Genomic DNA, 24,793 nt, shown 5'->3' on the forward strand with positions numbered 1-24,793 from the left:
ATCCTTCCTGGTCTGATGTCTCGTCGGGTGCGGTTTCAGGGACGGTCACGGACGCCAGCCCTCGTCGTCGGGCCACGGGTCGCCGAGCTGGCGCAGCGTCCCCTGGAAGTCGGGCCAGTCCCGGTGGTCGCGGATCTTCCCGTCGACGATGCGCATCAGGTGCACCTGTTCACCGGAGAAGCGCCGGTCGGTGGGCGGCATACCGACAAGCCGGCCGACGTGGCGGCCGTAGAGCACGAGGTAGGCCTTGACCCACGGGCCGCGCTCCTCGATCCGCACCTCCTCCAGGCGGGCTTCCTCGGAGAACGTCGCCCGCACCCAGCCGACCAGCTGGGCGAACGCCTTGGGCCCGGTGTGGATGCCGTGTTCCAAGGTGGCCGGATTGAGGTAGTCGGGGTGGATGTACTCGTCCACGTCGTCGGTCCTGCCGGTGTTGAAGGCGCTCACCATCCGGCGGACGATCTCTGTCTGACGGCTCAACGGGTCCTCCCTCTCTCGGCCGGGCTGTCCGGGCAGTCTCGCCAGGGCCGTTGGTCGTTCCGTCGAGAACCGTTGGAGTCCGGCGACGCCGGCCGCCGCCGGTCGAGCCGCCGCTGCGCCGAAGCTCAACCGCTCCTCCACGGCCGCCCCCGACGCTGGGTCGAGGGGGCGCACTCCGCCCCACGGCACCCGACGGATGGAGGGAACCCATGGCGTCGCACACCTCCGCGACGACGGACGTGAACATCCTGGTCACCGGCGCGGTCGGTTTCATCGGCTCGGCCTATGTGCGCATGCTGCTGGAGAACCGGGCCCCCGGAGCGGGGGCCCCGGCGGTACGCGTCACCGTCCTCGACAAACTGACGTACGCGGGCAACCTCACGAACCTGGACGCGGTACGCGGTGACCGGCTGCGCTTCGTGCGGGGCGACATCCTCGACGCCGAGCTGGTCGACGAGCTGATGGCACACAGCGACCAGGTCGTCCACTTCGCCGCGGAGTCGCACGTCGACCGGTCCATCCGCGCGGCCGACGACTTCGTGCTGACCAACGTCGTCGGCACCCAGCGGCTGCTGGACGCCGCGCTGCGCCACGGCGTGGAGCCCTTCGTCCTGGTGTCCACGGACGAGGTCTACGGCTCCATCGCGTCCGGTTCCTGGCCGGAGGAGCACCCGCTGAGCCCCAACTCCCCGTACGCCGCCTCCAAGGCGTCGGCCGACCTGATGGCGTTCGCCTGCCACCGCACGCACGGCCTGGACGTGCGGGTGACCCGCTGTTCCAACAACTACGGCCCGCGTCAGCACCCGGAGAAGCTCATCCCGCGCTTCGTCACCAACTTGTTGGACGGGCTGCCGGTGCCGCTGTACGGGGACGGGCGGAACGTGCGGGAGTGGCTGCACGTGGAGGACCACTGCCGGGGCGTGGACCTGGTGCGCACCGCGGGCCGGCCCGGCGGTGTGTACCACATCGGCGGCGGCCGGGAGCTCTCCAACCGGGAGCTGGTGGGTATGTTGCTGGAGCTGTGCGGGGCGGACTGGAGCAGCGTCCGGCACGTGCCCGACCGCAAGGGGCACGACCTGCGTTACAGCCTGGACTGGGGCAGGGCCCGTGAGGAACTGGGCTACCGTCCGGCGCGGGAGTTCTCCTCGGGGCTGCGCTCGACGGTCCAGTGGTACCGCGAGAACCGGTCCTGGTGGGAGCCGCTCAAGCGGGGAGTCACGGCGCCGGGCGGTACGTCCACCGTCGTCCCCGGGGTCCGGTGAGCGGGATGCGCGTGCTGGTCACCGGAGGAGAAGGCATGCTCGCCCGGCACCTGACCGCGGCCCTGGCGGAGACCGGCAGGAGCCGGCCCGCCGCCGAGGCGGTGGTACTCGGGCGGCGCGCGCTGGACATCACCGACGGGCGGGCGGTGGACGCCGCGTTCGCCGCGCACCGGCCGCGGGTGGTGGTCAACTGCGCCGCCTTCACGGACGTGGACGGCGCCGAGTCGCGGTGGGCGGAGGCGATGCGCGTCAACGGCGGCGGGCCCCGGCTGCTGGCCCGCCGCTGTGCGCGCCACGGCGTACGGCTGATCCACGTCTCGACCGACTACGTCTTCCCGGGCGACACCCGCAGCCCTTACGGCGAGTCGGACGCTCCGGGCCCGCGCACGGTGTACGGCCGCAGCAAACTGGCCGGGGAACGGGCCGTGCTGTCGCTGCTGCCGGATACGGGCACCGTGGTGCGCACGGCGTGGCTCTACGGCGGGCAGGGCCGCAGCTTCGTGCGCACGATGCTGGAGCGTGCCCCGGACGACGGCCATGTCGACGTCGTCAACGACCAGTGGGGGCAGCCGACGTGGGCCGGTGACGTGGCCCGGCTGCTGGTGACGCTGGCCCGCACGCCGCCAGACCGGGCGCGCGGGATCTTCCACGCCACCAACGCCGGGGCGGCCACCTGGTACGAGCTGGCCCGGGAGGTGTTCCGGCTGGCGGGCGCGGACCCGGAACGGGTGCGCCCGGTGGCGACGGCCGACCGGCCGGGCCCGGCGCCCCGGCCGGCGTGCACGGTGCTCGGGCACGACCGCTGGCGGCTGGTCGGCGTCGCACCGCCCCGCGACTGGCGTGCAGCCCTGCGCGAGGCGATGCGTCAGCTGCTGCCCGGCGGGCGCCTCAGGAACCTGACGGGGACGTGAGGATCGACGGGCGGGGGATGGGCACGATGAACCGGCCGCCGTTGTCCCGGAAGGCCGTCTCCTTGTCGAGGATCTCCGTGGCGTAGTTCCAGGCGAGCAACAGGTAGTAGTCGGGGATGTGTTCCTTGGCGTGCTCGGGAGCGTGCACCGGTATGTGGGTGCCGGGCAGCACCCTGCCCTGCTTCAGCTCGGTGGTGTCGGTGCAGTATTCCAGCTCCTTCAGGCCGAGCCCGCACACCGTGAGGATGGTGTTGCCCTTGGCCGGAGCACCGTAGCCGACGATGCGCTTGCCCTGGGCCACGAGGGAGCGCAGCAGTTCCGGCAGTTCGGTGCGCACCCGCTCGATCCGCTGCGCGAACGTGCGGTAGGTGGCGTCGTCGTAGAGGCCCCGCTGCCGTTCCACGCGCAGCAGTTCGGGGACGGAGGGACGTTCGGGCCAGGGGCCGTCCTCGTGGCCCACGAAGACGAGGACCGATCCGCCGTGCACGCCGAACCGCTCCACGTCGAGCACCCGCAGCCCGTGGCGCGCGAAGAGGGTGACGAAGGACCGCATGGTGAAGTACGACAAGTGCTCGTGGTAGATGGTGTCGAACGCGACCTTCTCCAGCAGGTCCAGAACGTACGGCACCTCGATCGCGAACACCCCGTCGGGAGACAGGAGTTCGCGTACGCCGGCCGCGATGTCCGACACGTCGTCGATGTGGGCGAAGACATGCCGTCCCAGCACGAGCCGCGCCTGCCCGTGGTCGCGCCGGATGGTGCGGGCCACGTCGTGGGAGAAGAAGTCGGGGAAGGTCTCGATGCCGTTGCGCCGGGCGACGTCCGTGAGGTTGCGCGCGGGGTCCACGCCCAGGGTGCGCATCCCCGCTTCGCGGAAGGCCATGAGCTGACGGCCGGTATTGCTGCCCAGCTCCACGACGAGGCTGTCCGGGGGAAGCTCGAAACGGGTGCGGCACAGCGCGGTGATGTGCCGCATGTGCTGGGTGATCATTTCGGAGTCGGGGGTGGTGTAGGCGTAGTCGCGGTACAGCACCTCGGGGTCGACCACGTGGGTCAGGCTCATCAGCCGGCAGGCGCGGCAGGACAGGACGCCCAGCGGGTAGCGGCGCTCGTTCTCGTAGGAGTCGGCCGGGGACAGGAAGCCGTTGGCGAGGGGAACGTCACCGAAGTCCACGACGTCCTGCCAGTCGTTGCCGCCGCAGACCCGGCAGACGCTCACCGGTCGTACGGTCTCGCGGTTGTCCATGGAGAGTCCCTTCCGTTGCGGGCGGGGGAAGGCGGGCCGGGGATGACGTGAGGAGGGGCTGCTCAGCACGGGGCGACGGGGAAGCGCAGCACGGACCGGGTGACCGGGGCACGCAGCCGTCGTACGGGCGGGCCGACGGCCCGCAGCGGGAGGAGTCCGGCCGCGAGGGCCGCGACGGCCGCGGTCGCGCAGACGCGCAGCAGCGGGGCGAGCGCCCCCAGCGGCAGATCCGGCGGCAGTGCCAGATGCCGCTCGTTCCTGGTGAGGTCGAAGCGGTCGGGGTCCGGGCACCAGGAGGGATCGCGGTGCGCCGCCGCCACGACGACGGCGACCTCGGCGCCCGCGGGGAGGTCGACGTCCGCGACGCGCTCCGGTCCGGTCGCGTGGAGGGTGAACAGACGGGCGGGCGGTGCGTGGCGCAGCGTCTCCTCGACCGCCGGTGCGGCGAGTACCGGGTCGTCCCTGAGCAGCCCGGCCTGCCCGGGGTCGTGCGACAGGGCGGCGACCGCCTCGCAGACCAGGTGGACGACGGCCGGTACGAGTAACACGGCCGTCAGCAGGAAGAGGTCCGGCGCTTCGTCCTCCGGGACGGTCTTCGACAGGCTCGGGGCCAGCCGCGGCCAGAGGGCGGTCAGTTCCGCCGTGGAGGCGATCAGGGCGCGCGCCTCCGGAAGGCGGGGCGGTACGACCGTCGCGTCGAGCAGGACGGCCGGGGAGAAGGCGCCGAAGAGGGAACACTGCCCGGCCGGCAGGCCGAGCAGCGCGCAGGCCGCCTCGACCGCGTACGGGAGGGCGTAGTCGGCCCTGAGGTCGAAGTGGCCCGTTGAGCGCACCTGTTCGGCTCGGGCCCCGGCCAGGTCCGCGAGTCGCGTCGCGACGGGACCGTCCGCCGCGATCCGCGCGGCGGTCGCGCCGAGCCGGCGGCACCGTGCCCGGTCGGTCGTCAGGCGCGCCTCGTCGAGGGGCAGCAGGTCGCTCAGCGTGGCCTCTTCCCACGGCATGACGTCCCCGGTGCCGGTGGCGGGCCCGGCCGGCGGGCGGCGCAGCACGAAGCGCGGGTCGGCGAGCAGCCGGGAGGCCGTCGCATGGTCCGCGGTGACCCAGGTGCCGGTGTCGCTGCGGTGGAGCCGGCCGCGTTCACGCAGCAGCCGGCCGAGCTGCGCCGGATCGTCGCTCTCGGCGCGCAGCAGCAGGGCGTAGGGATCGTGGTGGATGCCGCGGAGCCACTGGTAACCACGCAGCGAGAGCAGCGCACGCCCCAGCTCGCTGTCCGTCAGTTTCATCACCATGACGGCAGCGTGGGGCGCGCCGCTATACCCTCCCTGGATTCCCGCTCGGCCGGGACGGCGCCGGTGCGGCGCCGGCCGTCGCGTGCGGTGCCCGCCCGTCGAACCAGCTTCCAGGCCACGTCAAGAGGGGCGTGTCAGCGTCGTACCCGCGCTGCGTCAGCCGAGCCCGTCTACGAACCCGGAGGTGCGCGTGCGGCTCATCGACCTTTCGTCACCGGTGGATTCCTCACAGTACGAGCCCGACCCGGTGGTGCACGACGTCCTCACGCCCCGGCAGGGCGCGGAACACATGTGCGCGGAGATGCGCGAGCACTTCGGTGTCGAGTTCTCTCCGGACGAACTGCCGGACGGCGAGTTCCTGTCACTGGACAGGATCACGCTGACCACGCACACCGGCACGCACGTCGACGCGCCGTCGCACTATGGTTCGCGCGCGCTGTACGGGGACGGCGTCCCCCGCCACATCGACCAGATGCCGCTGGAGTGGTTCTTCGGGCGCGGGGTGGTGCTGGACCTCACCGACGCTCCGACGGGCACCGTGAGCGCCGCGCGCCTGGAGAAGGAACTGGCCCGGACCGGGTGCGCGTTGCGGCCCGGGGACATCGTGCTGCTGCACACCGGTGCCCAGCGGCACGCGGGCACCCCGCGCTACTTCACGGACTTCGCCGGTCTCGACGGGCCCGCGGTACGGATGCTTCTCGACCACGGGGTCCGGGTGATCGGGACCGATGCCTTCAGCCTGGACGCGCCCTTCGGCCACATCATCGACCGGTACCGCGCGACCGGCGACCGATCGGTGCTGTGGCCCGCGCACGTGGTGGGCCGGGAGCGGGAGTACTGCCAGATCGAGCGGCTGGCGAACCTCGACCGCCTGCCGGTCTCCTTCGGGTTCCGCGTCTGCTGCTTCCCGGTCAAGGTCGCCGGCGCCGGCGCCGGGTGGACCCGGGCGGTCGCCCTGGTGGACGAGGACTGACGCGTGTACGGCCGGGAACTGGCGGACGTGTACGAGATGGTCTACCGCAGCCGGGGAAAGAGCTGGGCGGACGAGGCCGAACGGGTCACCGCGGAGATCAGGTCCCGTCGGCCCGGGGCGCGTTCGCTGCTCGACGTCGCCTGCGGCACCGGCGCCCATCTGGAGGCCTTCCGCGGGCTGTTCGCGCACACGGAGGGCCTGGAGCTGTCGGACGAGATGCGGGCCCTGGCCGAACGGCGGCTGCCGGGGGTGCCGGTGCGGCCCGGGGACATGCGCGACTTCGCCCTGAGCGGGCGTTTCGACGCCGTGGTCTGCCTGTTCTGCTCCATCGGGTATCTGGAGACCGTCGCGGACATGCGGGCGGCGGTGCGCACGATGGCCGCGCACCTGGTGCCGGGCGGCGTGCTCGTGGTGGAGCCCTGGTGGTTCCCCGAGCGGTTCCTGGAGGGCTACGTCGCCGGGGACCTGGCACGCGGTGAGGGCCGGACCGTGGCCCGGGTGTCCCACTCCACCAGGCAGGGCCGCAGGACCCGCATGGAGGTGCGGTTCCTGGTCGGCGAGGCCACCGGGATACGCGAGTTCACGGAGATCGACCTGCTCACCCTGTTCACCAGGGAGGAGTACCTCGCCGCGTTCGAGGACGCGGGCTGCCCGGCCGAGTTCCTGGACGACGGGCTGACCGGCCGGGGGTTGTTCGTCGGGGTGCGCGGGGCCGGGTAAGGCCGGGCCGCTTCGCCCACCCGGCACGGCCGCTCACACCCGCCCCGTGCACTCCTCCGCGATGGCCATCACGTACTGCCCGTAGCCGGAGCCGGACAGGCGCGCGCCCAGTTCGTAGCAGGCCTGGGCGTTGATGAAGCCCATGCGGAGGGCCACCTCCTCGATGCAGGCGATCCTGATGCCCTGGCGTTCCTCCAGGGCGGACACGTACTGCGAGGCCTGCAGGAGTGACTCGGGTGTGCCGGTGTCGAGCCAGGCGAATCCCCGGCCCAGGTCCACGAGCCGGGCCCGGCCTCGTTCCATGTAGGTACGGTTGATGTCGGTGATTTCGAGTTCGCCGCGGGCGGAGGGGCGCAGCCGCCGGGCGATGTCCACCACCTCGTTGTCGTAGAAATAGAGTCCGGTGATGGCCCGGTTGGAGCGGGGGCGTACCGGTTTCTCCTCGATGGAGACGAGCCGCCCGGACGCGTTCGCCTCGCCGACTCCATAACGCTGGGGATCCTTGACCGGATAACCGAACAGGACACACCCGTCCAATTCCTCGGCTTCCTTGCGCAGCACCCCCTGAAAAGAACTCCCGTGGAATATGTTGTCGCCCAGCGCCAGCGCAACGGCATCGCTTCCCACGTGGTCGGCACCGATCAGGAACGCCTCGGCGATACCCCTGGGTTTCTCCTGCTCGGCGTAGGCCAGGCGGAGTCCGAGCTGTGCGCCGTCGCCGAACAGACGGCGCATTCGGGGGAGTTCGTGCGGTGTGCTGATGATGAGGATGTCCGTGACGCCGGCCAGCATCAGCACGGAGAGCGGGTAGTAGATCATCGGCTTGTCCCCGACGGGGAGAAGCTGCTTGGACACCGCGAGAGTCGTCGGGTGGAGCCTGCTCCCCGTACCCCCGGCGAGAATGATTCCCTTCACCCTGAACAACCTCCGAATGAGAAGACGGAGTCGATGATAACGACCGCACCTTTCCCCGGGCCACAGCAGGCCGGGCCGTCTCAAGCGGACGTTGAGGAAAAAGCGAGTGGTGAACGTTGTCGTAGAGTGGTGACTTTTCGCAGGGAGAATCCCGGAGGGGCTCGATGACCGTACACGTGTGGGACTATCTGCCGGAATACGAGCTGGAACGCGAGGACATCCACGATGCCGTGGAGACGGTGTTCCGCTCCGGCCGGCTCGTCCTCGGTGAGAGCGTGCGCGGCTTCGAGTCCGAGTTCGCCTCATTCCAGGGCGTCGGACATGCCGTCGGCGTCGACAACGGGACCAACGCCGTCAAGCTGGGGTTACAGGCCTTGGGTGTCGGGCCCGGCGACGAGGTCGTCACCGTGTCCAACACCGCCGCGCCCACGGTCGTCGCGATCGACTCGGCCGGTGCCACGCCCGTCTTCGTGGACGTGCGCGAGGAGGACTACCTGATGGACACGTCCCAGGTGGAGGCCGTCCTCACGCCACGCACCCGGTGTCTGCTGCCGGTCCACCTCTACGGGCAGTGCGTGGACATGGCACCGCTGCGCGATCTGGCCGCCCGGCACAACCTGGTGATCCTGGAGGACTGCGCGCAGGCGCACGGGGCGCGCCGGCACGGCCGACTCGCCGGCTCGACCGGTGACGCGGCCGCGTTCTCCTTCTACCCGACCAAGGTGCTGGGCGCGTACGGGGACGGCGGCGCGGTGCTCACCGACGACGAGCGGGTGGCGGACCGGCTGCGGCGGCTGCGCTACTACGGCATGGAGAGCCGCTACTACGTCGTCGAAACCCCCGGGCACAACAGCCGGCTGGACGAAGTACAGGCAGAGATCCTGCGGCGCAAGCTGTCCCGGTTGCCGTCCTACATCGAGGCCCGCCGGGCGGTGGCACGCCGCTATGAGGAGGGCCTGGCGGACACGGGGCTGCTGCTGCCGAGGACCGCGCAGGGCAACGAGCACGTCTACTACGTGTACGTGGTGCGCCATCCGCGACGGGACGCGGTGCTGGAGGCCCTGCGCGCCTCCTACGACATCGCCCTCAACATCAGTTATCCCTGGCCCGTGCACACCATGACCGGTTTCTCCCATCTCGGCTACGCCAAGGGCTCGTTGCCGGTCACCGAGGCACTGGCGGACGAGATCTTCTCCCTGCCGATGTATCCCTCGCTGCCGCGGGAGACGCAGGACAGGGTGATCGAGGCCCTGCGCGAGGTGCTGGCGAAGGTGTGACCGTACAGCGGGAGGCGGTGGGCCCGCACCGGGTCCCACCGCCTCCTGGGCAGGGTCCGCTCAGCGCCTCGGCGGCGCCGTGGCGAGGCCGTACAGGCAGGCGACGAGACTGCGCGCCTGGATGTTGACGTAGTGACTGTGCCGCAGCAGCTCCACGAGTTGGGCCAGCGTCACCCAGCGGAAGTCGGGGTGGTCGAAGCCGGCGGCCAGGTCGGTCTCCGCCACCAGGTAGCGGTTGCGCGCGTGGTAGAAGCGGCCGCCCTCCTCGGAGAGCTCGGCGTCGAAGCGGACTCGGTCGGCCCGGGCCGGCAGAACCTCGTCGAGGAAGAGCGGGCGGGCCCGCGCCGGCAGCCGTTCGTAGCTGTCGGGTGTGCACTGCACGGTCGGCGCCAGCTCGACGATGTCGACGTACCCGGGCTCCACGCGCGCGTGGACCAGGACGTGCAGCACGCCCTCGATGGGCCGGACGAGGAAGGCCACGACGCCCTTGGCGTGCGGTTCGATCATCGGCTGGGTCCACTCGGCGACCTCGCGCCCCCGCGTCCGCACCCGCACGCCGATCACATCGAAGAAGCCACCGTCCTCGTGGCTGATCCGCTCGTCCGTGCGACGCCAGGACCGCAGGCCGTCGAGCGGCACCATCTCCGTGCGCACCTCGGTGCGCGTACGCACGTCCGTGATCCAGCTCAGCAGGTCGCCCAGCGAGTGCCGGCTGTAGCCGTCGGGAGCGCAGGAGGCGACCAGCGCGCGGCGGAACGGGTCGGCGCCGGGGGCGGCCACCGCCGCGAGGCCGGCGTGGGCGAAGGGCAGACAGGACAGCACCGTACGGGTGTCCATGTTGATCAGGTTGTCCACGGTCAGCAGCTCGTGGAGCTGGCCCAGCGACAGCCAGCAGAAGCCGTCGTGGACGTCGATGTCCTCCTCGACCTCGACGACCATGTTGCGGTTGCGTTTGTGGTGGAACCAGGAGCCCTGCTCGGACTGGCGCACGTCGGCCAGGATCCGGCTCCGGCGGGCGGGGTCCTGGAAGTGCTCCAGATACGGCACCGGCCGGCCGCGGTGCACCCGGGTGTAGTTGCTGCGGGTGGCCTGCACGGTAGGCGACAGCTGGATGCCGTTGCAGTTGCCGGGTTCCAGCTTGGCCTGCATGAGGCAGTGCAGGACGCCGTCGAACTCCTTGACGACGATGCCGAGGAGCCCGACCTCGGGCTGGTTGATGATCGGCTGCTCCCAGTGCGGCACGGGCGCCCGGGGGATGGTCACGTCGAGCCCCTCCACGGTGAAGAAGCCCCCGCTGCGGTGGGCGATGTTGCCGGTCGCCGGGTCGCGGAGCCAGCCGTCGAGCTCGGCCAGGGGGACCCGCTCGACCTGGGCCCGGGCGTGTTGCCCCACCGTGGCCAGCCAGTGGTGGACCTCGGTGGTCCGTGGCAGCCACACACCCGCCGAGCGGGCCGAGGCAGCCAGCCGCAGCGGGTCCGGCACGGCACCGTGCGCGGGGGCGGCCGGGTGGGCGGACAGTTTCGTCATAAGGCTGACTCCCGATAGCCGTCGCCGTGCGAGCCGGTCGCCGGCGGCAGGCCCGTCAGGGCCTCGCGCCACATGTCGTGCAGAGAGGTGCGCAGATCGATGCGAGGACGCCAGCCCAGCAGCCGCCGCGCGCGCCGGGTGTCGACCCGCGTCCAGTCGCCGCCCCGTGAGGCGACCTCCTGGAGGCGCTCCTTCACGGTGCCGGGGGGCAGCCCCGCCACGTCGAGCAGCAGTGCGACGAGGGAGCGGATCGGCAGGGCCTCACCGCGTCCGATGTTGAAGATCTCGCCGGTGACCGGGCGGGTCGCGGCCCGTAGGACCGCATCGGCGAGGTCGCGCCCGTCCACGAAGTCCCGTCGCGCGTCGCTGAGGGTGAGTTCCACCGGCTCTCCCGGCGCGGCCTCGCTCAGCCGGCGCGTCACCGTACCGAGAAAGCTCGCCGGGGTGACCCACGGGCCGCACACGTTCACGGCCCGCAGCACGACCCCGTCGGCGTCCCCGGCCCGCGTGGCGCGCAGTACGGCCTGGGAGCCCGCGTGCTTGGTGCGGGCGTACACCGTCACCGGGCGTGGTTCGCGGCTCTCGTCGACGGCGTCGCCGGCGGGGACGGGCCCGTACTCGTGGACGGAGCCGATCTGCACCAGCCTCGGGGTCCGCGCCATCAGGGCCGTCCCCGCCAGCAGCCGCTCGACCAGCCGCACATGGTGGTAGCGGTTGTCGTCCTCCGTGTTCAGCCAGCCGCCGGCGGCGTTGACGACGGTGTCGACGCGCGCGTCCTGGAAGAGGTCCGCGAGGTCGCGCGGGGCGAGCCCGGCGGGGTCGCACGCCAAGAACCGGTGCGGGTGGCGGCCGGGCCCGGCCGGCGCGCGGCGGGCGAGGGCCACGACGTCGTGTCCGGCACGCGTGAACGCGTCGCACACGTGCCGGCCGACGCAGCCGGTGGCGCCGACGACGGCCACCGTCCGCGGTATCCCGGCGGTCATCCGGCGTACAGGTCGTGTTCGAGCTTGACGCACTCCTCGTAGCGCGGCAGCCGGCCGTCCGACTCCAGTTCCCTGAGCGTCGGTGCCGCCGTGTCGCGCTCGGAGAGCAACAACGGCGTGTCCCCGGGAAGTTCGAGGGCGAGATCGGGGTCGAAGACGGACAGGGCCAGTTCGTTGTCCGCCACGTACTCGCCGGAGAGCATGTAGGACATCACCGTGTCGTCCTCCAGGGCGGCGAAGGCGTGGGCCACGCCGACCGGGAAGTACATGGCGCGAAAGTTCCGGTCGTCCAGGACGACCGAGTCCCACTGACCGAAGGTGGGTGAGCCGACACGGATGTCGATGACGTAGTCGCGAGCCCGTCCCCGGGCGCAGTAGACGTACTTGGCGATGCCCGGCGGGGTGAGGGTGAAGTGCGCTCCGCGTACCACGCCGCGCCGCGACCGGCTGTGATTGGTCTGGGCCACGGGAAACAGCCGGTGGCCGAGCGCCTCGGCCACCGGGGTCTGCTGGAACGGTGAGACGAAGCATCCGCGGGCGTCGGGGAAGACCCGGGGCGTGAACGCGTGGGCGCCCTCGACGAGAAGCGTGCGTGACTCCATGAACCGTCCTCCGCTGTCATGGTCGTGTCGGTGTCCGGCGCGGGGATTCAGGCCCGCCGCGCGCGCTCCTCGGCGTATTCCTTGGCGAAGCCGAGGGTGGTACGGCTGTTGCGGCCGAGGGCGTCACGCAGGAAGCGGCGGGCGTCGGCGAGGGTGGCGTCCGGGCCCAGGACGGTGGTGACGGCGCTGTCGTCGACCACGACGGTGTGGAGGGAGGTGACGGTCGTGCCGTGGCCGTCCGCGGCGGGTGCGATCCGCCATGTGCCGGTATGGACGGCCATCAGCGGTGGCATCGTGAACTGCTTGTAGACGATGCGGTCCTGGGGGAAGCAGATGCGGACCGACTCGGTGGTGTGCACGGTTCCGTCGGGTCCCTTGGTGTCCATGCCGAGCCGCTGCACTCCGGGGGCGGGCTCGTCGAGGCTCACCGCGGCGACGTGCGGGAGGCGCTCCTGCCAGCGCCGGGCCTCGTTGAGGTAGTCGTAGACGTCACCGGGGGCACCGGTGACGGTGACCTCGTCGGCGAAGGTGAACAGGGTGCCGTCCGCGCCGTCCGCGCGTTCCGCCGCGGCTTTCAGCGCCGCGAGTTCGGCGCCGCTGTTGCGGTCCACGGCACGGTGGATCCAGTCCACGTGGGCCGGGTCGTCCTCCACGGCCTGGAAGTCGTGGGTGAGGATCACCTCGCTCCGCTCGCCGTCCACCGGCCGGATGATCCACTCGCCGCCCATGCCGGCCACGGGGTGCTGGGACTTCTCCTGCCGGAAGCGGACGCGCAGCCCTTCCCGGTCCAGCGAGCGGTGCGAGGTCCAGGCCTTGACCTCGCCGTTGGCCGTGGCCCAGATGCGGATGCGTTCCTCACTCGCCCCGCGCTCGGCGTACTCCGCGTGCACGGTCGGGGGGAAGGTGTGGGGCCAGCCTGTGATGTCCGCGACCAGGTCGAAGACGCGCCGCGCGGGTGCCGAGACGGTGACGCGGTGTTCGGTGCGGTGGGTGGTGAGGGTGGTGTCGCCGGCTGTCATGGTCCTCCGTCCGGGATACCGGGGTGCCCTCGCCGTGCGGGGGCGGCCGCCGGTAGGGGGTCAGTAGTTTCCCAGGCCGCCGCAGACGTTGAGCGCCTGCGCGGTGATGGAGTCGGCGGTGGGCGTGGTCAGGTAGGTGACGAGGCCGGCGACCTCCTCGGGCTGCGCGTAGCGGCCGAGCGGGATCTTCGCCTGGAAGCGCTCCAGCACCGCCTCCTCGGAGGTGTCCCAGACCTCGGCGTAGCCGCGACGCACCCGCTCGGCCATGGGAGTCTCGACATAGCCCGGGCAGACGGCGTTGACGGTGATGCCGCTCTTGGCCAGCTCCAGGCCCAGTGCCTTGGTGAAGCCGACGACGCCGTGCTTGGAGGCCGAGTACGGGGCACCGAGGACGACACCCTGTTTGCCGCCGGTGGAGGCGATGTTGATGATCCTGCCGCGTCCGGCGGCGAGCATCCCTCCGGTGGTCAGCACCTCGCGGGTGACGCGGAAGACGCTGGTGAGGTTGGTCTCGATGACGTCGAGCCACAGCTCGTCGGTTATCCGCGCGGTCGGGCCTCCGCCGTTGCGGCCGGCGTTGTTGACCAGCACGTCCACGCCGCCGAAGCGCCGCGTGGCGAAGCCGATGAACTCCCGTACGTCGTCCGTGGAACGCACGTCGCAGGCGCGCCCGTCCACCTCCAGCTTCTCGTCGCGCAGCTCCTCCACGGTGCTGTCGACGGCGTCCTGGCTCCGGGCACACAGGACGACACGCATATCCTGTCGCGCCAGTGCCTTCACCACCGCGAGTCCTATCCCGCTGGTGCCGCCTGTGACGACGGCGACCCGCCCGTCCGTGTCCGGCATGCTCGCTCCTCGCTGCTGGGTCGTGCTGCCAGGGCGTCGGCCATGGCTCCGCTCCGGCGCCGTCCGCCGGACCTCCGCATCGTGGCAACGGCGGCTCGTGAGCCGCTGGAGGCGTCCGCCCGCCGGTTCCGGGGCCGCCGAGCGCGCTTCGAGCAGGCGGCCACCCGGGCTCGAACTCGCTGCGATGCCGTGCCGGGAGCATGAGGTCCGCGCCAGGCAGGGCTCACCGGGACAGGAAGGGACGGGTCCATGGACACGGCGGAATACAAGCAGACCGTAACCGCGGCCTTCGACCGCGCGGCGGCGCACTACGACCGGCTGGGGGTCGAGTTCTTCACCCCCATGGGACTCCGGCTGGTGGATCACGCGGATCCCCGGCCGGGCCAGCGGGTGCTCGACGTCGGCTGCGGGCGCGGCGCCTGTCTGTTCCCCGCGGCCCGGCGCGTCGCTCCGGACGGCTATGCCCTCGGCATCGACATCGCGCCGGCGATGGTCGAGGAGGCGGCCGCGGAGGCCGAACGGCTGGGCATGCCGCATGTCGAGGTGCGTGTCATGGACGGGGAGCGCCCCGCTCTGCCGGAACGCTCCTTCGAGCGGGTGCTGGGCAGCTACAGCGTGATCTTCTTCCCGGAGGCGCTGCCCGCTCTCGTCCGCTATGCCGGGCTGTTGGCGGACGGGGGGCGCATCGCGTTCACCAGCCCGGTGTTCACCGAGGACACCTTTCCCTTCCTGCCCCCCGTGTTCACGGAGCTGATCCCGCGCTCCCTGCTGGACACCCTCCCGCCCGACTGGCGGCCGGAGGCACTGCGCCGACGGTTCAACAGCTGGCTGGAGCGGCCCGACGATCTGGAAGCGACGATGCGCCGGGCGGGATTCGGCGAGGTGGGCATCACCGACGAGACGGTCCCGATGGTGGCCGTCTCCGGGGAGGCCTGGGTGGACTGGTCCCACACCAACGGCATGCGGCTGTTGTGGCAGCACCTGCCGCGGGACGAGGCGCAGCGGCTACGGGAGCGGCTGATCACGGAGCTGGACGCGATGCGTCGGGCCGACGCACCGCTGTCCATCCCGGTACCGGTGCGCTTCGTCACGGCGGTGGTGGACCGGTGACACGGCACGCGCCGCCGCCGTCCACCCCGGCGCCGCCCCTCAGCGATGTCCGGAGCCGGTCGTATCGCCGCCTTCCGGCAGTGTCTGGCGCGCCGTGAACAGCCCGTGTTCGCTGGTGCTCAGGGCCCGCAACGCGGTGGCGTGCGGCAGGAACCCGGGCTGGGCCAGGGCCCGCCGGAAGGCGTCGTGGTCGGTCCAGACGGCGATGTTCACATAGCTGTTGTCCTTGTCCCGCTCGCGCAGCAGCGTATGCCGGACGAACCCGGGCTGCCGCGCGAAGAAGGCCGCGGTCCGTGCGAAGACGCTCTCGAACTCCGCGGGCGCCCCGTGGACGGTGAACCTGTTGACGAAGGTGACCTCGTCCGCGTCGACGCCATCGTTCACTCGTGTCGGCATGTGTCCACGACTCCCTGTGGTGTGGGTCCGTACGGATGGCTGGTGCGGTGGCAAGCCTGGCGAGGCGGCGTCGCAGCGGCCTCGACAGGCGCTCGACCGGGACGGCTCAGACGGCGCTGGCGGCGCCGGCACCCTCGACGGCGCGGGGCTGGGACAGCGTCGCCTCCAAGCGCTCCCCGGCGTACGCCAGGGTGAGCCGTGGGTAGGAGTAGCGGGCGGCGCCGTCCGCCGCCCGGTCTGCGCTGAGCAGGTGGTTGTCGGCCAGTGCCTCCAGTACGGGCTGCATGTCGGCGCTTCTCCACCCCAGCAGCCCCGCGGCCTGCGCGACGGTGAACGGGGAGCTCTCCAACATGCTCAGCAGCCGGAACACCCCCTGCTCCACCGGGCTGAGGCCCTCGTAGCTCAGATCGAACCGGGACCGTACGTCGAGTTCGCCCAGCCGGGCCGCGTCCAGGATGCGGGGCGCGGTGTCGAGCTGCTCGGCCATGGCCTCCAGGGACAGCCCCGGCATCGCCGTGAGGCGTCCCGCGACGCAGCGCAGCGCCAGTGGGTGGTGGCCGAGGAGCGTGACGATGGTGTCGGCCGCCGCGGGTTCCCGCTCCACCCGCTGCCTGCCCAGCACACGGGCCAGCATCTCCCGGCCCTCGGTTCTGCCGGGCAGGCCGAGTTCGACGTGCGAGGCCTCCACCAGCCCGGGCATACGGCGCCGGCCGGTGGCCAGCAGCGCGCAGTGCGGGTCGCCGGGCAGCAGATGCCGCACCTGTGCCGAACAGGCCACGTCGTCGAGCAGGACAAGCACCCTGCGTCCGGCCGTGCAGGAACGGAACAGCGCGCCGCGTTCCTCCAACCGGTCCGGGATCCGGGCGGGCGGGATGTCGAGGGCCCGCAGGAAGCCCGCCAGCACCTCGGACTGGTCGCGGGGTTCGGACGAGGAGCCGCGCAGGTCGGCGTAGAGCTGCCCGTCGGGATAGCGCGGGCGCAGCGTGTGCGCCGCGTGCACGGCCAGCACGCTCTTGCCCACGCCCGGCGCACCGGTCACCACGCCGACCCGGACCGCCGTGCGCCCGGCATCGCGGCTGCCGCCGGGTTGTGCCAGCACACCGACGAGCCGGTCCAGCACCGCCCGTCGGCCGACGAAGTCCACGATGTCGGCGGGCAATTGGGCCGGTCTGGCCAGCGGGCTGGGGGCGGTGTCCGGGGCTGGTTCGCGGGCGATGGTGACGCGTTCCGGCTGCTTGGTCGTCAGGTGCTGTGCCGGCCAGAGGGGTTCGGGTGCCTCGGGCGGGGAGTCGGACAGCAGGGTGTGGTGCAAAGTGGCGAGGTCCTTGCCGGGTTCCAGGCCGAGGTCCTCGATCATCTTGTGGCGTACGCTCCGGTAGACCTCCAACGCCTCGTGGCGCCGCCCCGACCGGTGCAGGGCCAGCATCAGCAGCCCGTGCAGGTGCTCGTGGAGGGGGTGTGCCAGTACCAGCGATTTCAGCTCGCTCACGAGTTCCCGGTGCCGGCCGGTCGCGAGGTCCGCCTCGATGCGCAGTTCGAGGATGCGAAACCGCAGCTCCTCCAGCCGCGTGACGTACGAGAACAGGCGTCCGCTGGCGACGACATCGGCCAGTGCGGGGCCCCGCCACAGGGCCAGGGCGTGGCCGAGCTTCTCCGCCGCGCCGGCGGCGTCACCGCGCTGCAGCAGTTCCTGCCCGTCGTCGGCGTCCCGTTCGAACCGGTTGACGTCGACGGTGGAGGGCGGGATCGTCAGGATGTATCCGCCCGGCTGGGTACGCAGAAGATCATCGGCCCCCTGCTTCATGAGAATCTTCCGGAATTTGTAGATGTAGGTCTGGAGGGTGGTGATCGCGCTCGGCGGCGGCAGCTCCGGCCATAATTCGTCGATCAGCTCCGCAGCCTGCACGACTGTGTTGTGACGGAGCATCAGAAGGGATATGACCTGCCGCGGCTTGGGAGCCGTCGGCATGATGTTGCGCCCCTGCCAGAGTATTTCAACCGGACCCAGCAGTCGAAATTCCAAGTCTTCCTCCCGTTTTTCCTTCGAACTTGCGCCAGGCGTGACCACCTGCACGCACGCCCGGTGGTCACGCGGACGGCACACACAGAAAAGCGTCTCTCGCCGAACGGCACGGACGGATTTGGACAAGGAGAACGTATGGAATACCTGCAGGAGTAGTGAGAAACAGACCGTTCACATCACCGCGTCATACTGCAGCACTCCCCGCTCCGCGCACGACTACCCACACAGAACAAACATTACGAAATATTTGTCCACCTCAGCGTAGGTCGCAAGAATCGACCGGTCAATGCCCACCCCGCTTGGCCCCTACGGCCGAACCGGGCCGGAAAATACGGATATACAGTGATTCTTCACCCTTCTCGGCATTCCGACAGCGACCAGTTCGGGCAATGATTCTCGGCCGTCCAGGACATCGGGCACCGACCCTCCCGCCGCGTCCAAAAGCTTGATTCAGGTACGTCGACGCCCTGACGTTCAGCGGAATTCGGCCGTACCCCGACGGCCGATTCCTTACCCTTCCGGAGCGGCTTGCGGATCGCAGGACGAAGTCCCTCCCTCTCCCCCCATCGGGCGTCCGCTCTTTGTGACCGGTTCACGAGTCGGGTTCCAGCGCTCCTCGACTCAGGATCGACCCCTTCCGCGGTAGCCGCCCCGCAGGGAACCGCAAACCTTCCGCGCCGGTCCCGCCGGGCTTCGCCGCACCCGTCCATCCGTCATTGAGCTGATTTCGAGACAGGACGCGCACTGTCACCACGAGCCCTGTGCGGTTGAAGTCATCACCTGTCCGCGCACAGGAACTTCAAGACGATCAAAGCCCCTAGTGAAGGGCATCTTCGACGAATGAAGGAATCCATCAACCGTCGCGTGGTCATCACCGGAATAGGGATCGTCGCGCCCGATGCCACCGGGGTGAAACCGTTCTGGGATCTGCTGACGGCCGGTCGCACCGCGACCCGGACCATCACCGCCTTCGATCCCTCTCCGTTCCGTTCCCGCATCGCCGCGGAATGCGATTTCGACCCGCTTGCCGAAGGGCTGACCCCCCAGCAGATCCGGCGTATGGACCGGGCCACGCAGTTCGCGGTCGTCAGCGCCCGGGAAAGCCTGGAGGACAGCGGACTCGACCTCGGCGCCCTGGACGCCTCCCGCACCGGCGTGGTCGTCGGCAGCGCGGTCGGCTGCACCACGAGCCTGGAAGAGGAGTACGCGGTCGTCAGCGACAGCGGCCGGAACTGGCTGGTCGACGACGGCTACGCCGTACCGCACCTGTTCGACTACTTCGTGCCCAGCTCCATCGCCGCCGAGGTGGCACACGACCGCATCGGCGCGGAGGGCCCCGTCAGCCTGGTGTCGACCGGGTGCACCTCGGGCCTGGACGCCGTGGGCCGCGCGGCCGACCTGATCGCCGAGGGAGCGGCGGATGTGATGCTGGCCGGTGCGACCGAGGCGCCCATCTCCCCCATCACCGTGGCGTGCTTCGATGCCATCAAGGCGACCACCCCCCGCAACGACACGCCCGCCGAGGCGTCCCGTCCGTTCGACCGCACCAGGAACGGGTTCGTACTCGGCGAGGGCGCTGCCGTGTTCGTCCTGGAGGAGTTCGAACACGCGCGCCGCCGGGGCGCGCTCGTGTACGCGGAGATCGCCGGGTTCGCCACTCGCTGCAACGCCTTCCACATGACCGGTCTGCGCCCGGACGGGCGGGAGATGGCGGAGGCCATCGGGGTGGCGCTCGCCCAGGCGGGCAAGGCGCCGGCTGACGTCGACTACGTCAACGCCCACGGTTCCGGCACCCGGCAGAATGACCGTCACGAGACGGCGGCCTTCAAGCGCAGTCTCGGCGACCACGCCTACCGGGTCCCGGTCAGCAGCATCAAATCCATGATCGGGCACTCGCTGGGCGCGATCGGCTCCCTGGAGATCGCCGCCTCCGTGCTGGCCATCACACACGACGTGGTGCCGCCCACCGCCAATCTGCACGAGCCGGATCCCGAGTGCGATCTGGACTACGTGCCGCTGCGGGCGCGTGCGTGCCCGGTGGACACGGTGCTCACGGTGGGCAGCGGGTTCGGCGGTTTCCAGAGCGCCATGGTGCTGTGCGGTCCGGGCTCGCGGGGAAGGTCGGCCGCGTGACGGCCGCCGTGGTGGTGACCGGTCTCGGCGTCGTCGCCCCCACCGGTCTCGGGGTGCGGGAGCACTGGTCGAGTACGGTCCGGGGGGCGTCGGCGATCGGACCGGTCACCCGGTTCGACGCCGGCCGGTACCCCAGCAAACTGGCCGGAGAGGTGCCCGGTTTCGTCCCGGAGGACCATCTGCCCAGCCGGCTGATGCCGCAGACGGACCATATGACGCGCCTGGCGCTCGTCGCGGCGGACTGGGCCTTCCAGGACGCCGCCGTGGACCCGTCGAAGCTGCCGGAGTACGGCGTCGGCGTGGTCACCGCGAGTTCGGCGGGGGGGTTCGAATTCGGCCACCGCGAGCTGCAGAACCTGTGGAGCCTGGGCCCGCAGTACGTCAGCGCGTATCAGTCGTTCGCATGGTTCTATGCCGTGAACACCGGTCAGGTGTCCATCCGGCACGGGCTGCGCGGCCCGGGCGGGGTGCTGGTGACGGAACAGGCGGGCGGCCTGGACGCCCTTGGGCAGGCCCGGCGGCAGTTGCGGCGCGGACTGCCGATGGTGGTCGCGGGAGCCGTTGACGGCTCGCCCTGCCCCTGGGGCTGGGTGGCGCAGCTCAGCTCGGGCGGCCTCAGCACGTCGGACGACCCGCGCCGGGCCTATCTGCCGTTCGACGCCGCAGCCGGCGGACACGTGCCGGGAGAGGGCGGCGCCCTGCTCGTCCTGGAGAGCGACGAGTCGGCCCGGGCGCGCGGGGTGACGCGGTGGTACGGGCGCATCGATGGGTACGCCGCCACATTCGACCCCCCGCCCGGTTCGGGGCGCCCGCCGAACCTGCTGCGGGCCGCGCAGGCGGCACTGGACGACGCGGAGGTCGGACCCGAGGCGGTCGACGTGGTGTTCGCGGACGCGTCCGGCACCCCGGACGAGGACGCGGCGGAGGCCGACGCGGTGCGGCGCCTGTTCGGACCGTACGGCGTTCCGGTGACGGCGCCGAAGACCATGACCGGCCGCCTCAGCGCGGGCGGCGCGGCCCTCGACGTGGCGACGGCGCTGCTGGCGCTGCGCGAGGGCGTCGTCCCGCCGACGGTCAACGTCTCCCGGCCGCGGCCGGAGTACGAGCTGGACCTGGTGCTCGCCCCCCGGCGCACGCCCCTGGCCAGGGCCCTGGTGCTCGCGCGGGGCCGGGGCGGGTTCAATGCGGCGATGGTCGTGGCGGGGCCGCGCGCGGAGACACGGTGAAGCGGCCCGGCGCAGCCGGAGCCGCGGTAAGAGGCCACGGAAGAGAGAGGGATGCGACGGTGAAGCAGCAGCTGACGACGGAACGGCTCATGGAGATCATGCGGGAGTGCGCGGGCTACGGTGAGGACGTCGACGCTCTGGGCGACACGGACGGCGCCGACTTCGCCGCACTCGGCTACGACTCGCTGGCGCTCCTGGAAACGGCCGGCCGGCTCGAGCGCGAGTTCGGCATCCAGCTCGGTGACGAGGTGGTCGCCGACGCCAGGACGCCTGCCGAGCTGACCGCCCTGGTCAACCGGACGGTGGCCGAGGCGGCCTGACCCGGCCGGCCCACGAGAGCGGGGTGACGCGTGTGTACGGCACGGAACTCACACAGATCTACGAACTGGTCCACGAGGGCCGCGGCAAGGATTACGGAGCGGAGGCCGAGGAGATCACCCGCCGGATCCGGGCGCGGTTGCCCGGGGCGCGGACGCTGCTCGATGTCGCCTGCGGCACGGGCGCGCACCTGCGGGCGTTCGCGACGCGATTCGAGGAGGTGGAGGGGGTGGAACTGTCCGAGGCGATGTGCGCGGTCGCGCGCCGCCGCCTGCCCGGAGTGGCCCTGCACCGGGCGGACATGCGCGACTTCCGGCTCGGCCGGACGTTCCACGCCGTCACCTGCATGTTCGGCTCGATCGGCTACGCCCGTACGCCGCAGGAGCTCACGGCGACGCTGCGCTGCTTCGCCGCGCACCTGGCGCCCGGCGGGGTGGCCGCGGTCGACCCGTGGTGGTTCCCGGAGACGTACCTGGACGGGTATGTCTCGGGCGACACCATGACCGTGGACGGGCGGACGGTCTCCCGCGTCTCCCACTCGACGCGCGAGGGCACCGCCTCGGTGATGCGGGTGCACTACCTGGTGGCGGACGCCGCCTTGGGCGTGCGCCACTTCTCGGAGTCGCACCGCATCTCGCTGTTCTCCCGCGAGCAGTACGAGGAGGCCTTCTCGCGGGCGGGGTTCGCGGTGGAGTACGTCCCGCGGCTGCACGCGGGGCGCGGACTGTTCCTCGGTGTCCGGAAGTCCGGGCGGGCGGGGTGACGGCCTGTCTCCGGGCCTGGAGGCCGTCGGGCCCGGAGGCCGGACTCAGTGCCCCTGGAGCATCCAGTCGGGCAGCGGGGCCTCGCCGTTGACGCCCTTCGTGACGAAGGCGATGTTGTGGTACACGTGCACGCCGGTGACCGTGCTCCGCGTCGCGTCCGCCGTGTCGCGGTCCTTGGGGCGCTCCTGGTGGTGCAGGTCGTCCAGCAGTTGTTTGACCAGGCCCAGGGAGGTGTCCGGGGCGGCGTTGGGGCCGTCGGTGCCCCCGAACTCGGGCCAGTACGAGGTTTGCAGGTCCTCGATCACGTACAGCCCGCCGGACCGCAGGTGCGGGAAGAGGGTGCGGAACGACGTGTGGACGTGCTGGTTGACGTGGCTTCCGTCGTCGATGACGACGTCGAACGGTCCGTGCTCGCGGACGATCCGCTCCAGCGTCTCCGGGTCGTTCTGGTCGCCGGTGAGCACGGTCAGCCGGGGCTCGCTCAGCCGCGTCTTGTCGACGATGTCGAGACCGTGAATCAGGCCGCGCCGGAAGTAGCGCTTCCACATCTTCAGCGAGCCGCCGCCGTCGTACTCCTCGTAGCCGCCGACGCCGATCTCCAGCACACGGACGGGCGTGTTCCGCAGTGGGCGGAAATGGTGGTCGTAGTGCGGGGTGTACCAGTGGAAGCTGGCCCACTTGTCGGAGCCGTACCGGACGGCGAGTTCACCGAGATCGGGGGTGAGGGTGGAGAGCGCGGTCATCACCGTGTGGGTCGCGTGGGAGACGGCGCTCCAGGTCTCCATCATGTTCTCGGCACCGGGTGGCTGCGGCAGGAACTCGTTGTGGAAGTCCCCGCCCTGGCCGGCTTCCTCGGGACCGAACAACCGCCGTACCAAGTCTGCGAGGCTGAAGCGCAGCAGTGTGGGGGTGCCCTCCTGCGGGCGTGGGTGGACGGTCACCGGTTCGTCCCGGACCAGCCGCAGGGCCGAGCGCCGCACCGCACCGTCGTGTTCGAGATCGAGGCCCACGTGGACGGGGAGCGTGTTGACCGGCGGCGGGCAGCGGAACGCGACCTCCGCGAGGAGGACGCCGGCCACCGCGTCCAGGCCCGCCTTCGCGGTCAGCCGGGCAAGGTCGGTCTCCCGTTCGGCTCCGCCGCGCAGGATTTCCTCCAGCAGTTCCGTCTTCTCCATCGAGCTGCCTCTCCCGGGGTCTCGTACGAGGTCCAAGCCGTGCCCTCGGGACGGTAGGGACGGCCTCTCGCGTCAGCCTCAAGGAAACCTCGACGGGCGGACCGTTGCCGGGGCGCCGCGCGCGGATCGGCGGCCCCACAGCTCCAGTCCCGTCACCGGAATCGTCATCGATCACCTTTCATGTGCCTGTTTCCGTCATGGGGCACGGATGCCCCCATTCGGCGTGTGAGCGCGTGGGCGGGTGGCCGCTCGTGGCGGTGTCGAGCGTATGTCGAGGGGCACCGCAGACCGTCGGCACCGGGAGGCGTCAGCTGTCCGTCGTCCCGCAGTCCACCGCCCCCGACCGAAGGAATCGGCCGCCGTGCGCGTCATGTTCACCGTCTCCTCCTGGCCCACCCACTACGCCTCCCTCGTCCCCCTCGGCTGGGCGCTGCAGGCCGCCGGGCACGAGGTACGGGTGCTGTGCGCCCCGTCGCAGACCGACTCCGTCGCGCACGCGGGCCTGACTCCCGTACCGGTGCTCGACGGGCTCGACGTGCCGCAGTGGCTGCGACTGCAGTACTACGAGGAGGCACGCCAGGGCATCTGGCCGTATCCGTGGCTGCCGCCGCATCCGGTCACCGGGGAGGACATGGCCGCCCTGGACGAATTCGACATGGCCGAGTACCGGGCCACCACCGGCGCCGAGCAGGCCGCGCGGGCCGCCCGGGGCTTCGACGCCGCCCTCGCCCTGGCCCGGGAGTGGGCGCCGCACCTGGTGCTCCATGACCCGGTGAGCCTGGAAGGGCTGCTGGCCGCGCGCGTACTCGGTGTGCCGTCCGCGCTCTGTCTGTGGGGGCCGGTCGGTCCCCACGAGCCCGAGCACATGCGCGTCGTGCCGGACGACCACAGCGGTTCCTTCGCCCGTCACGGCCTCGGCGCGTTCCATCTCGGCATGATCGAGCGCGTCGTCGACCCCTGCCCGGCCACCCTGGAGCCCAAGGCGGAGGCCCCCCGGCTGCCGGTGCGCTACGTCCCTTACAACGGCGGCGGCCACGCGCCGGACGTGTCGCTGCTCTCCGCACCGCCCGGGCCGGGCGCCCGGCCGCGGATCCTGCTGACCTGGTCGACCGCGCTGTCCATGATCTCCGGGCCCCGGTCCTACGCGCTGCCCGGCCTGGTGCGCGCTCTCGAGGGGGTCGGCTGCGAGCTCCTGGTGACCGCGACGGCCCGGGACCTGGCGGCGCTCGGACCCGTGCCGGACTCGGTGCGGGTGCTGGAGCGCGCACCGCTGCGGCTGCTCGCCCCGGCCTGCGACCTGATCGTGCACCACGGTGGCAGCGGCAGCACGCTGACCTCGCTGTGGGCGGGAGTGCCTCAGCTGTTCCTCACCTTCGCCTCCGAACAGGCCGCCACCGCCACCCGGGTGGCCACCGCCGGAGCGGCACGGCACCTGCCAGGGCACCAGGCCGACCCGGCGACGGTGCGCGCGGCCGTGACCGAGCTGCTCCAGGACACCTCCTACCGCCGGTCCGCCACCGCGTTACGCGAGGAAATGTTCAGCCGGCCCTCCCCGGCCGAGCTGGTGACGACGCTGGAGGCACTGGCGGCGGGGTGAC

At 71.4% G+C, this 24,793-nt stretch carries 23 protein-coding genes; 11 read left to right on the forward strand and 12 right to left on the reverse strand.

Translation table 11 applies throughout. The features are described 5' to 3' along the window. Positions 1–45 precede the first annotated feature (45 nt). Positions 46–480, reverse strand: a complete 435-nt coding sequence (locus tag ABD350_RS02920; protein WP_344346062.1) for an ester cyclase — start codon at positions 478–480, stop codon at positions 46–48. Positions 481–719: 239 nt separating this feature from the next. On the opposite strand from ABD350_RS02920, the gene rfbB reads away from it, so the two are divergent. Next, positions 720–1,742: a dTDP-glucose 4,6-dehydratase gene (gene rfbB / locus ABD350_RS02925; protein WP_344346407.1), complete on the forward strand. Its 1,023-nt coding sequence runs from the start codon at positions 720–722 to the stop codon at positions 1,740–1,742. 5 nt (positions 1,743–1,747) lie between these two features. Then, entirely contained in the window at positions 1,748–2,653 is a 906-nt protein-coding gene (rfbD, locus tag ABD350_RS02930; protein WP_344346063.1) for a dTDP-4-dehydrorhamnose reductase, read from the forward strand. Here the strand turns inward: rfbD and ABD350_RS02935 are convergent. After that, positions 2,631–3,899 (reverse strand): class I SAM-dependent methyltransferase, encoded by a 1,269-nt coding sequence (locus ABD350_RS02935; protein WP_344346064.1) that lies wholly within the window; start codon positions 3,897–3,899, stop codon positions 2,631–2,633. The two genes, rfbD and ABD350_RS02935, sit on opposite strands and share 23 nt — an antisense overlap. A gap of 62 nt (positions 3,900–3,961) precedes the next feature. Then, positions 3,962–5,188: a cytochrome P450 family protein gene (locus ABD350_RS02940; protein ID WP_344346065.1), complete on the reverse strand. Its 1,227-nt coding sequence runs from the start codon at positions 5,186–5,188 to the stop codon at positions 3,962–3,964. 190 nt (positions 5,189–5,378) lie between these two features. Here ABD350_RS02940 and ABD350_RS02945 point away from each other — a divergent pair, with 190 nt between their 5' ends. Both ABD350_RS02945 and ABD350_RS02950 read left to right on the forward strand, forming a co-directional pair. After that, complete coding sequence (locus ABD350_RS02945; RefSeq protein ID WP_344346408.1) at positions 5,379–6,161, forward strand: cyclase family protein; 783 nt, start codon at positions 5,379–5,381, stop codon at positions 6,159–6,161. A 3-nt stretch (positions 6,162–6,164) separates the two neighbouring features. Beyond that, positions 6,165–6,881: a class I SAM-dependent methyltransferase gene (locus ABD350_RS02950; protein ID WP_344346066.1), complete on the forward strand. Its 717-nt coding sequence runs from the start codon at positions 6,165–6,167 to the stop codon at positions 6,879–6,881. 33 nt (positions 6,882–6,914) lie between these two features. Here ABD350_RS02950 and rfbA read toward each other — a convergent pair whose 3' ends face one another. Next, positions 6,915–7,796, reverse strand: coding sequence for a glucose-1-phosphate thymidylyltransferase RfbA (rfbA, locus tag ABD350_RS02955; protein ID WP_344346067.1), 882 nt, complete (start codon positions 7,794–7,796; stop codon positions 6,915–6,917). A gap of 164 nt (positions 7,797–7,960) precedes the next feature. On the opposite strand from rfbA, the gene ABD350_RS02960 reads away from it, so the two are divergent. Beyond that, a complete protein-coding gene (locus ABD350_RS02960; protein WP_344346068.1) occupies positions 7,961–9,073 on the forward strand; it encodes a DegT/DnrJ/EryC1/StrS family aminotransferase in 1,113 nt (370 codons plus the stop codon). 60 nt (positions 9,074–9,133) lie between these two features. On the opposite strand, the gene ABD350_RS02965 is transcribed toward ABD350_RS02960, so the two are convergent. Genes ABD350_RS02965 through fabG form a run of 5 tightly spaced genes read right to left on the reverse strand, consistent with a single transcriptional unit; the run spans position 9,134 to position 14,050 of the window. Then, entirely contained in the window at positions 9,134–10,600 is a 1,467-nt protein-coding gene (locus ABD350_RS02965) for an NDP-hexose 2,3-dehydratase family protein (protein ID WP_344346069.1), read from the reverse strand. Continuing rightward, positions 10,597–11,583, reverse strand: a complete 987-nt coding sequence (locus ABD350_RS02970) for an NAD-dependent epimerase/dehydratase family protein (RefSeq protein WP_344346070.1) — start codon at positions 11,581–11,583, stop codon at positions 10,597–10,599. The genes ABD350_RS02965 and ABD350_RS02970 overlap by 4 nt, the downstream gene beginning before the upstream one ends. Next, positions 11,580–12,185 (reverse strand): dTDP-4-dehydrorhamnose 3,5-epimerase family protein, encoded by a 606-nt coding sequence (locus ABD350_RS02975; RefSeq protein ID WP_344346071.1) that lies wholly within the window; start codon positions 12,183–12,185, stop codon positions 11,580–11,582. Before ABD350_RS02975 ends, ABD350_RS02970 begins: the two co-directional genes overlap by 4 nt. 47 nt (positions 12,186–12,232) lie before the next feature. Beyond that, on the reverse strand, positions 12,233–13,204 hold the full coding sequence (locus tag ABD350_RS02980) for an aromatase/cyclase (protein WP_344346072.1): 972 nt from the start codon (positions 13,202–13,204) through the stop codon (positions 12,233–12,235). A gap of 60 nt (positions 13,205–13,264) precedes the next feature. After that, positions 13,265–14,050 (reverse strand): 3-oxoacyl-ACP reductase FabG, encoded by a 786-nt coding sequence (fabG, locus tag ABD350_RS02985; RefSeq protein ID WP_344346073.1) that lies wholly within the window; start codon positions 14,048–14,050, stop codon positions 13,265–13,267. A gap of 249 nt (positions 14,051–14,299) precedes the next feature. Between fabG and ABD350_RS02990 the strand changes: the two genes are divergently transcribed. Next, positions 14,300–15,160, forward strand: coding sequence for a class I SAM-dependent methyltransferase (locus ABD350_RS02990; protein ID WP_344346074.1), 861 nt, complete (start codon positions 14,300–14,302; stop codon positions 15,158–15,160). Between the two features lie 39 nt (positions 15,161–15,199). On the opposite strand, the gene ABD350_RS02995 is transcribed toward ABD350_RS02990, so the two are convergent. Continuing rightward, positions 15,200–15,556: an antibiotic biosynthesis monooxygenase family protein gene (locus ABD350_RS02995; protein WP_344346075.1), complete on the reverse strand. Its 357-nt coding sequence runs from the start codon at positions 15,554–15,556 to the stop codon at positions 15,200–15,202. 106 nt (positions 15,557–15,662) lie between these two features. Further along, the gene (locus ABD350_RS03000; RefSeq protein ID WP_344346076.1) at positions 15,663–17,525 is read right to left on the reverse strand and encodes an AfsR/SARP family transcriptional regulator; all 1,863 of its coding nucleotides are present in this window, start codon (positions 17,523–17,525) and stop codon (positions 15,663–15,665) included. An 894-nt stretch (positions 17,526–18,419) separates the two neighbouring features. Here ABD350_RS03000 and ABD350_RS03005 point away from each other — a divergent pair. The 4 genes from ABD350_RS03005 to ABD350_RS03020 are packed head-to-tail and all read left to right on the forward strand — an operon-like array spanning position 18,420 to position 22,019. After that, entirely contained in the window at positions 18,420–19,712 is a 1,293-nt protein-coding gene (locus ABD350_RS03005) for a beta-ketoacyl-[acyl-carrier-protein] synthase family protein (protein ID WP_344346077.1), read from the forward strand. Further along, on the forward strand, positions 19,709–20,938 hold the full coding sequence (locus ABD350_RS03010; protein WP_344346078.1) for a ketosynthase chain-length factor: 1,230 nt from the start codon (positions 19,709–19,711) through the stop codon (positions 20,936–20,938). Before ABD350_RS03005 ends, ABD350_RS03010 begins: the two co-directional genes overlap by 4 nt. Before the next feature lie 59 nt (positions 20,939–20,997). Continuing rightward, positions 20,998–21,258: an acyl carrier protein gene (locus ABD350_RS03015; protein ID WP_344346079.1), complete on the forward strand. Its 261-nt coding sequence runs from the start codon at positions 20,998–21,000 to the stop codon at positions 21,256–21,258. A gap of 32 nt (positions 21,259–21,290) precedes the next feature. Beyond that, positions 21,291–22,019 (forward strand): class I SAM-dependent methyltransferase, encoded by a 729-nt coding sequence (locus ABD350_RS03020; RefSeq protein WP_344346080.1) that lies wholly within the window; start codon positions 21,291–21,293, stop codon positions 22,017–22,019. 45 nt (positions 22,020–22,064) lie between these two features. Here the strand turns inward: ABD350_RS03020 and ABD350_RS03025 are convergent, their stop codons facing one another. After that, positions 22,065–23,195, reverse strand: a complete 1,131-nt coding sequence (locus tag ABD350_RS03025) for a class I SAM-dependent methyltransferase (protein WP_344346081.1) — start codon at positions 23,193–23,195, stop codon at positions 22,065–22,067. Between the two features lie 370 nt (positions 23,196–23,565). On the opposite strand from ABD350_RS03025, the gene ABD350_RS03030 reads away from it, so the two are divergent. Continuing rightward, the gene (locus tag ABD350_RS03030) at positions 23,566–24,792 is read left to right on the forward strand and encodes a nucleotide disphospho-sugar-binding domain-containing protein (RefSeq protein ID WP_344346409.1); all 1,227 of its coding nucleotides are present in this window, start codon (positions 23,566–23,568) and stop codon (positions 24,790–24,792) included. Position 24,793 lies beyond the last annotated feature (1 nt).

The organism is Streptomyces nogalater (genome assembly GCF_039532885.1).
GTDB lineage: Bacteria > Actinomycetota > Actinomycetes > Streptomycetales > Streptomycetaceae > Streptomyces > Streptomyces nogalater.

What these genes read in the sequence shown, in the direction of transcription:
- rfbD (WP_344346063.1), top strand. Translation starts at nt 1,748, where the DNA reads ATGCGCGTGCTGGTCACCGGAGGAGAAGGCATGCTCGCCCGGCACCTG.
- ABD350_RS02935 (WP_344346064.1), bottom strand. Translation starts at nt 3,899, where the DNA reads ATGGACAACCGCGAGACCGTACGACCGGTGAGCGTCTGCCGGGTCTGC.
- ABD350_RS02940 (WP_344346065.1), bottom strand. Translation starts at nt 5,188, where the DNA reads ATGGTGATGAAACTGACGGACAGCGAGCTGGGGCGTGCGCTGCTCTCG.
- ABD350_RS02960 (WP_344346068.1), top strand. Translation starts at nt 7,961, where the DNA reads ATGACCGTACACGTGTGGGACTATCTGCCGGAATACGAGCTGGAACGC.
- ABD350_RS02965 (WP_344346069.1), bottom strand. Translation starts at nt 10,600, where the DNA reads ATGACGAAACTGTCCGCCCACCCGGCCGCCCCCGCGCACGGTGCCGTG.
- ABD350_RS02970 (WP_344346070.1), bottom strand. Translation starts at nt 11,583, where the DNA reads ATGACCGCCGGGATACCGCGGACGGTGGCCGTCGTCGGCGCCACCGGC.
- ABD350_RS02975 (WP_344346071.1), bottom strand. Translation starts at nt 12,185, where the DNA reads ATGGAGTCACGCACGCTTCTCGTCGAGGGCGCCCACGCGTTCACGCCC.
- ABD350_RS02980 (WP_344346072.1), bottom strand. Translation starts at nt 13,204, where the DNA reads ATGACAGCCGGCGACACCACCCTCACCACCCACCGCACCGAACACCGC.
- fabG (WP_344346073.1), bottom strand. Translation starts at nt 14,050, where the DNA reads ATGCCGGACACGGACGGGCGGGTCGCCGTCGTCACAGGCGGCACCAGC.
- ABD350_RS02990 (WP_344346074.1), top strand. Translation starts at nt 14,300, where the DNA reads ATGGACACGGCGGAATACAAGCAGACCGTAACCGCGGCCTTCGACCGC.
- ABD350_RS02995 (WP_344346075.1), bottom strand. Translation starts at nt 15,556, where the DNA reads ATGCCGACACGAGTGAACGATGGCGTCGACGCGGACGAGGTCACCTTC.
- ABD350_RS03000 (WP_344346076.1), bottom strand. Translation starts at nt 17,525, where the DNA reads ATGCCGACGGCTCCCAAGCCGCGGCAGGTCATATCCCTTCTGATGCTC.
- ABD350_RS03005 (WP_344346077.1), top strand. Translation starts at nt 18,420, where the DNA reads ATGAAGGAATCCATCAACCGTCGCGTGGTCATCACCGGAATAGGGATC.
- ABD350_RS03025 (WP_344346081.1), bottom strand. Translation starts at nt 23,195, where the DNA reads ATGGAGAAGACGGAACTGCTGGAGGAAATCCTGCGCGGCGGAGCCGAA.
- ABD350_RS03030 (WP_344346409.1), top strand. Translation starts at nt 23,566, where the DNA reads ATGTTCACCGTCTCCTCCTGGCCCACCCACTACGCCTCCCTCGTCCCC.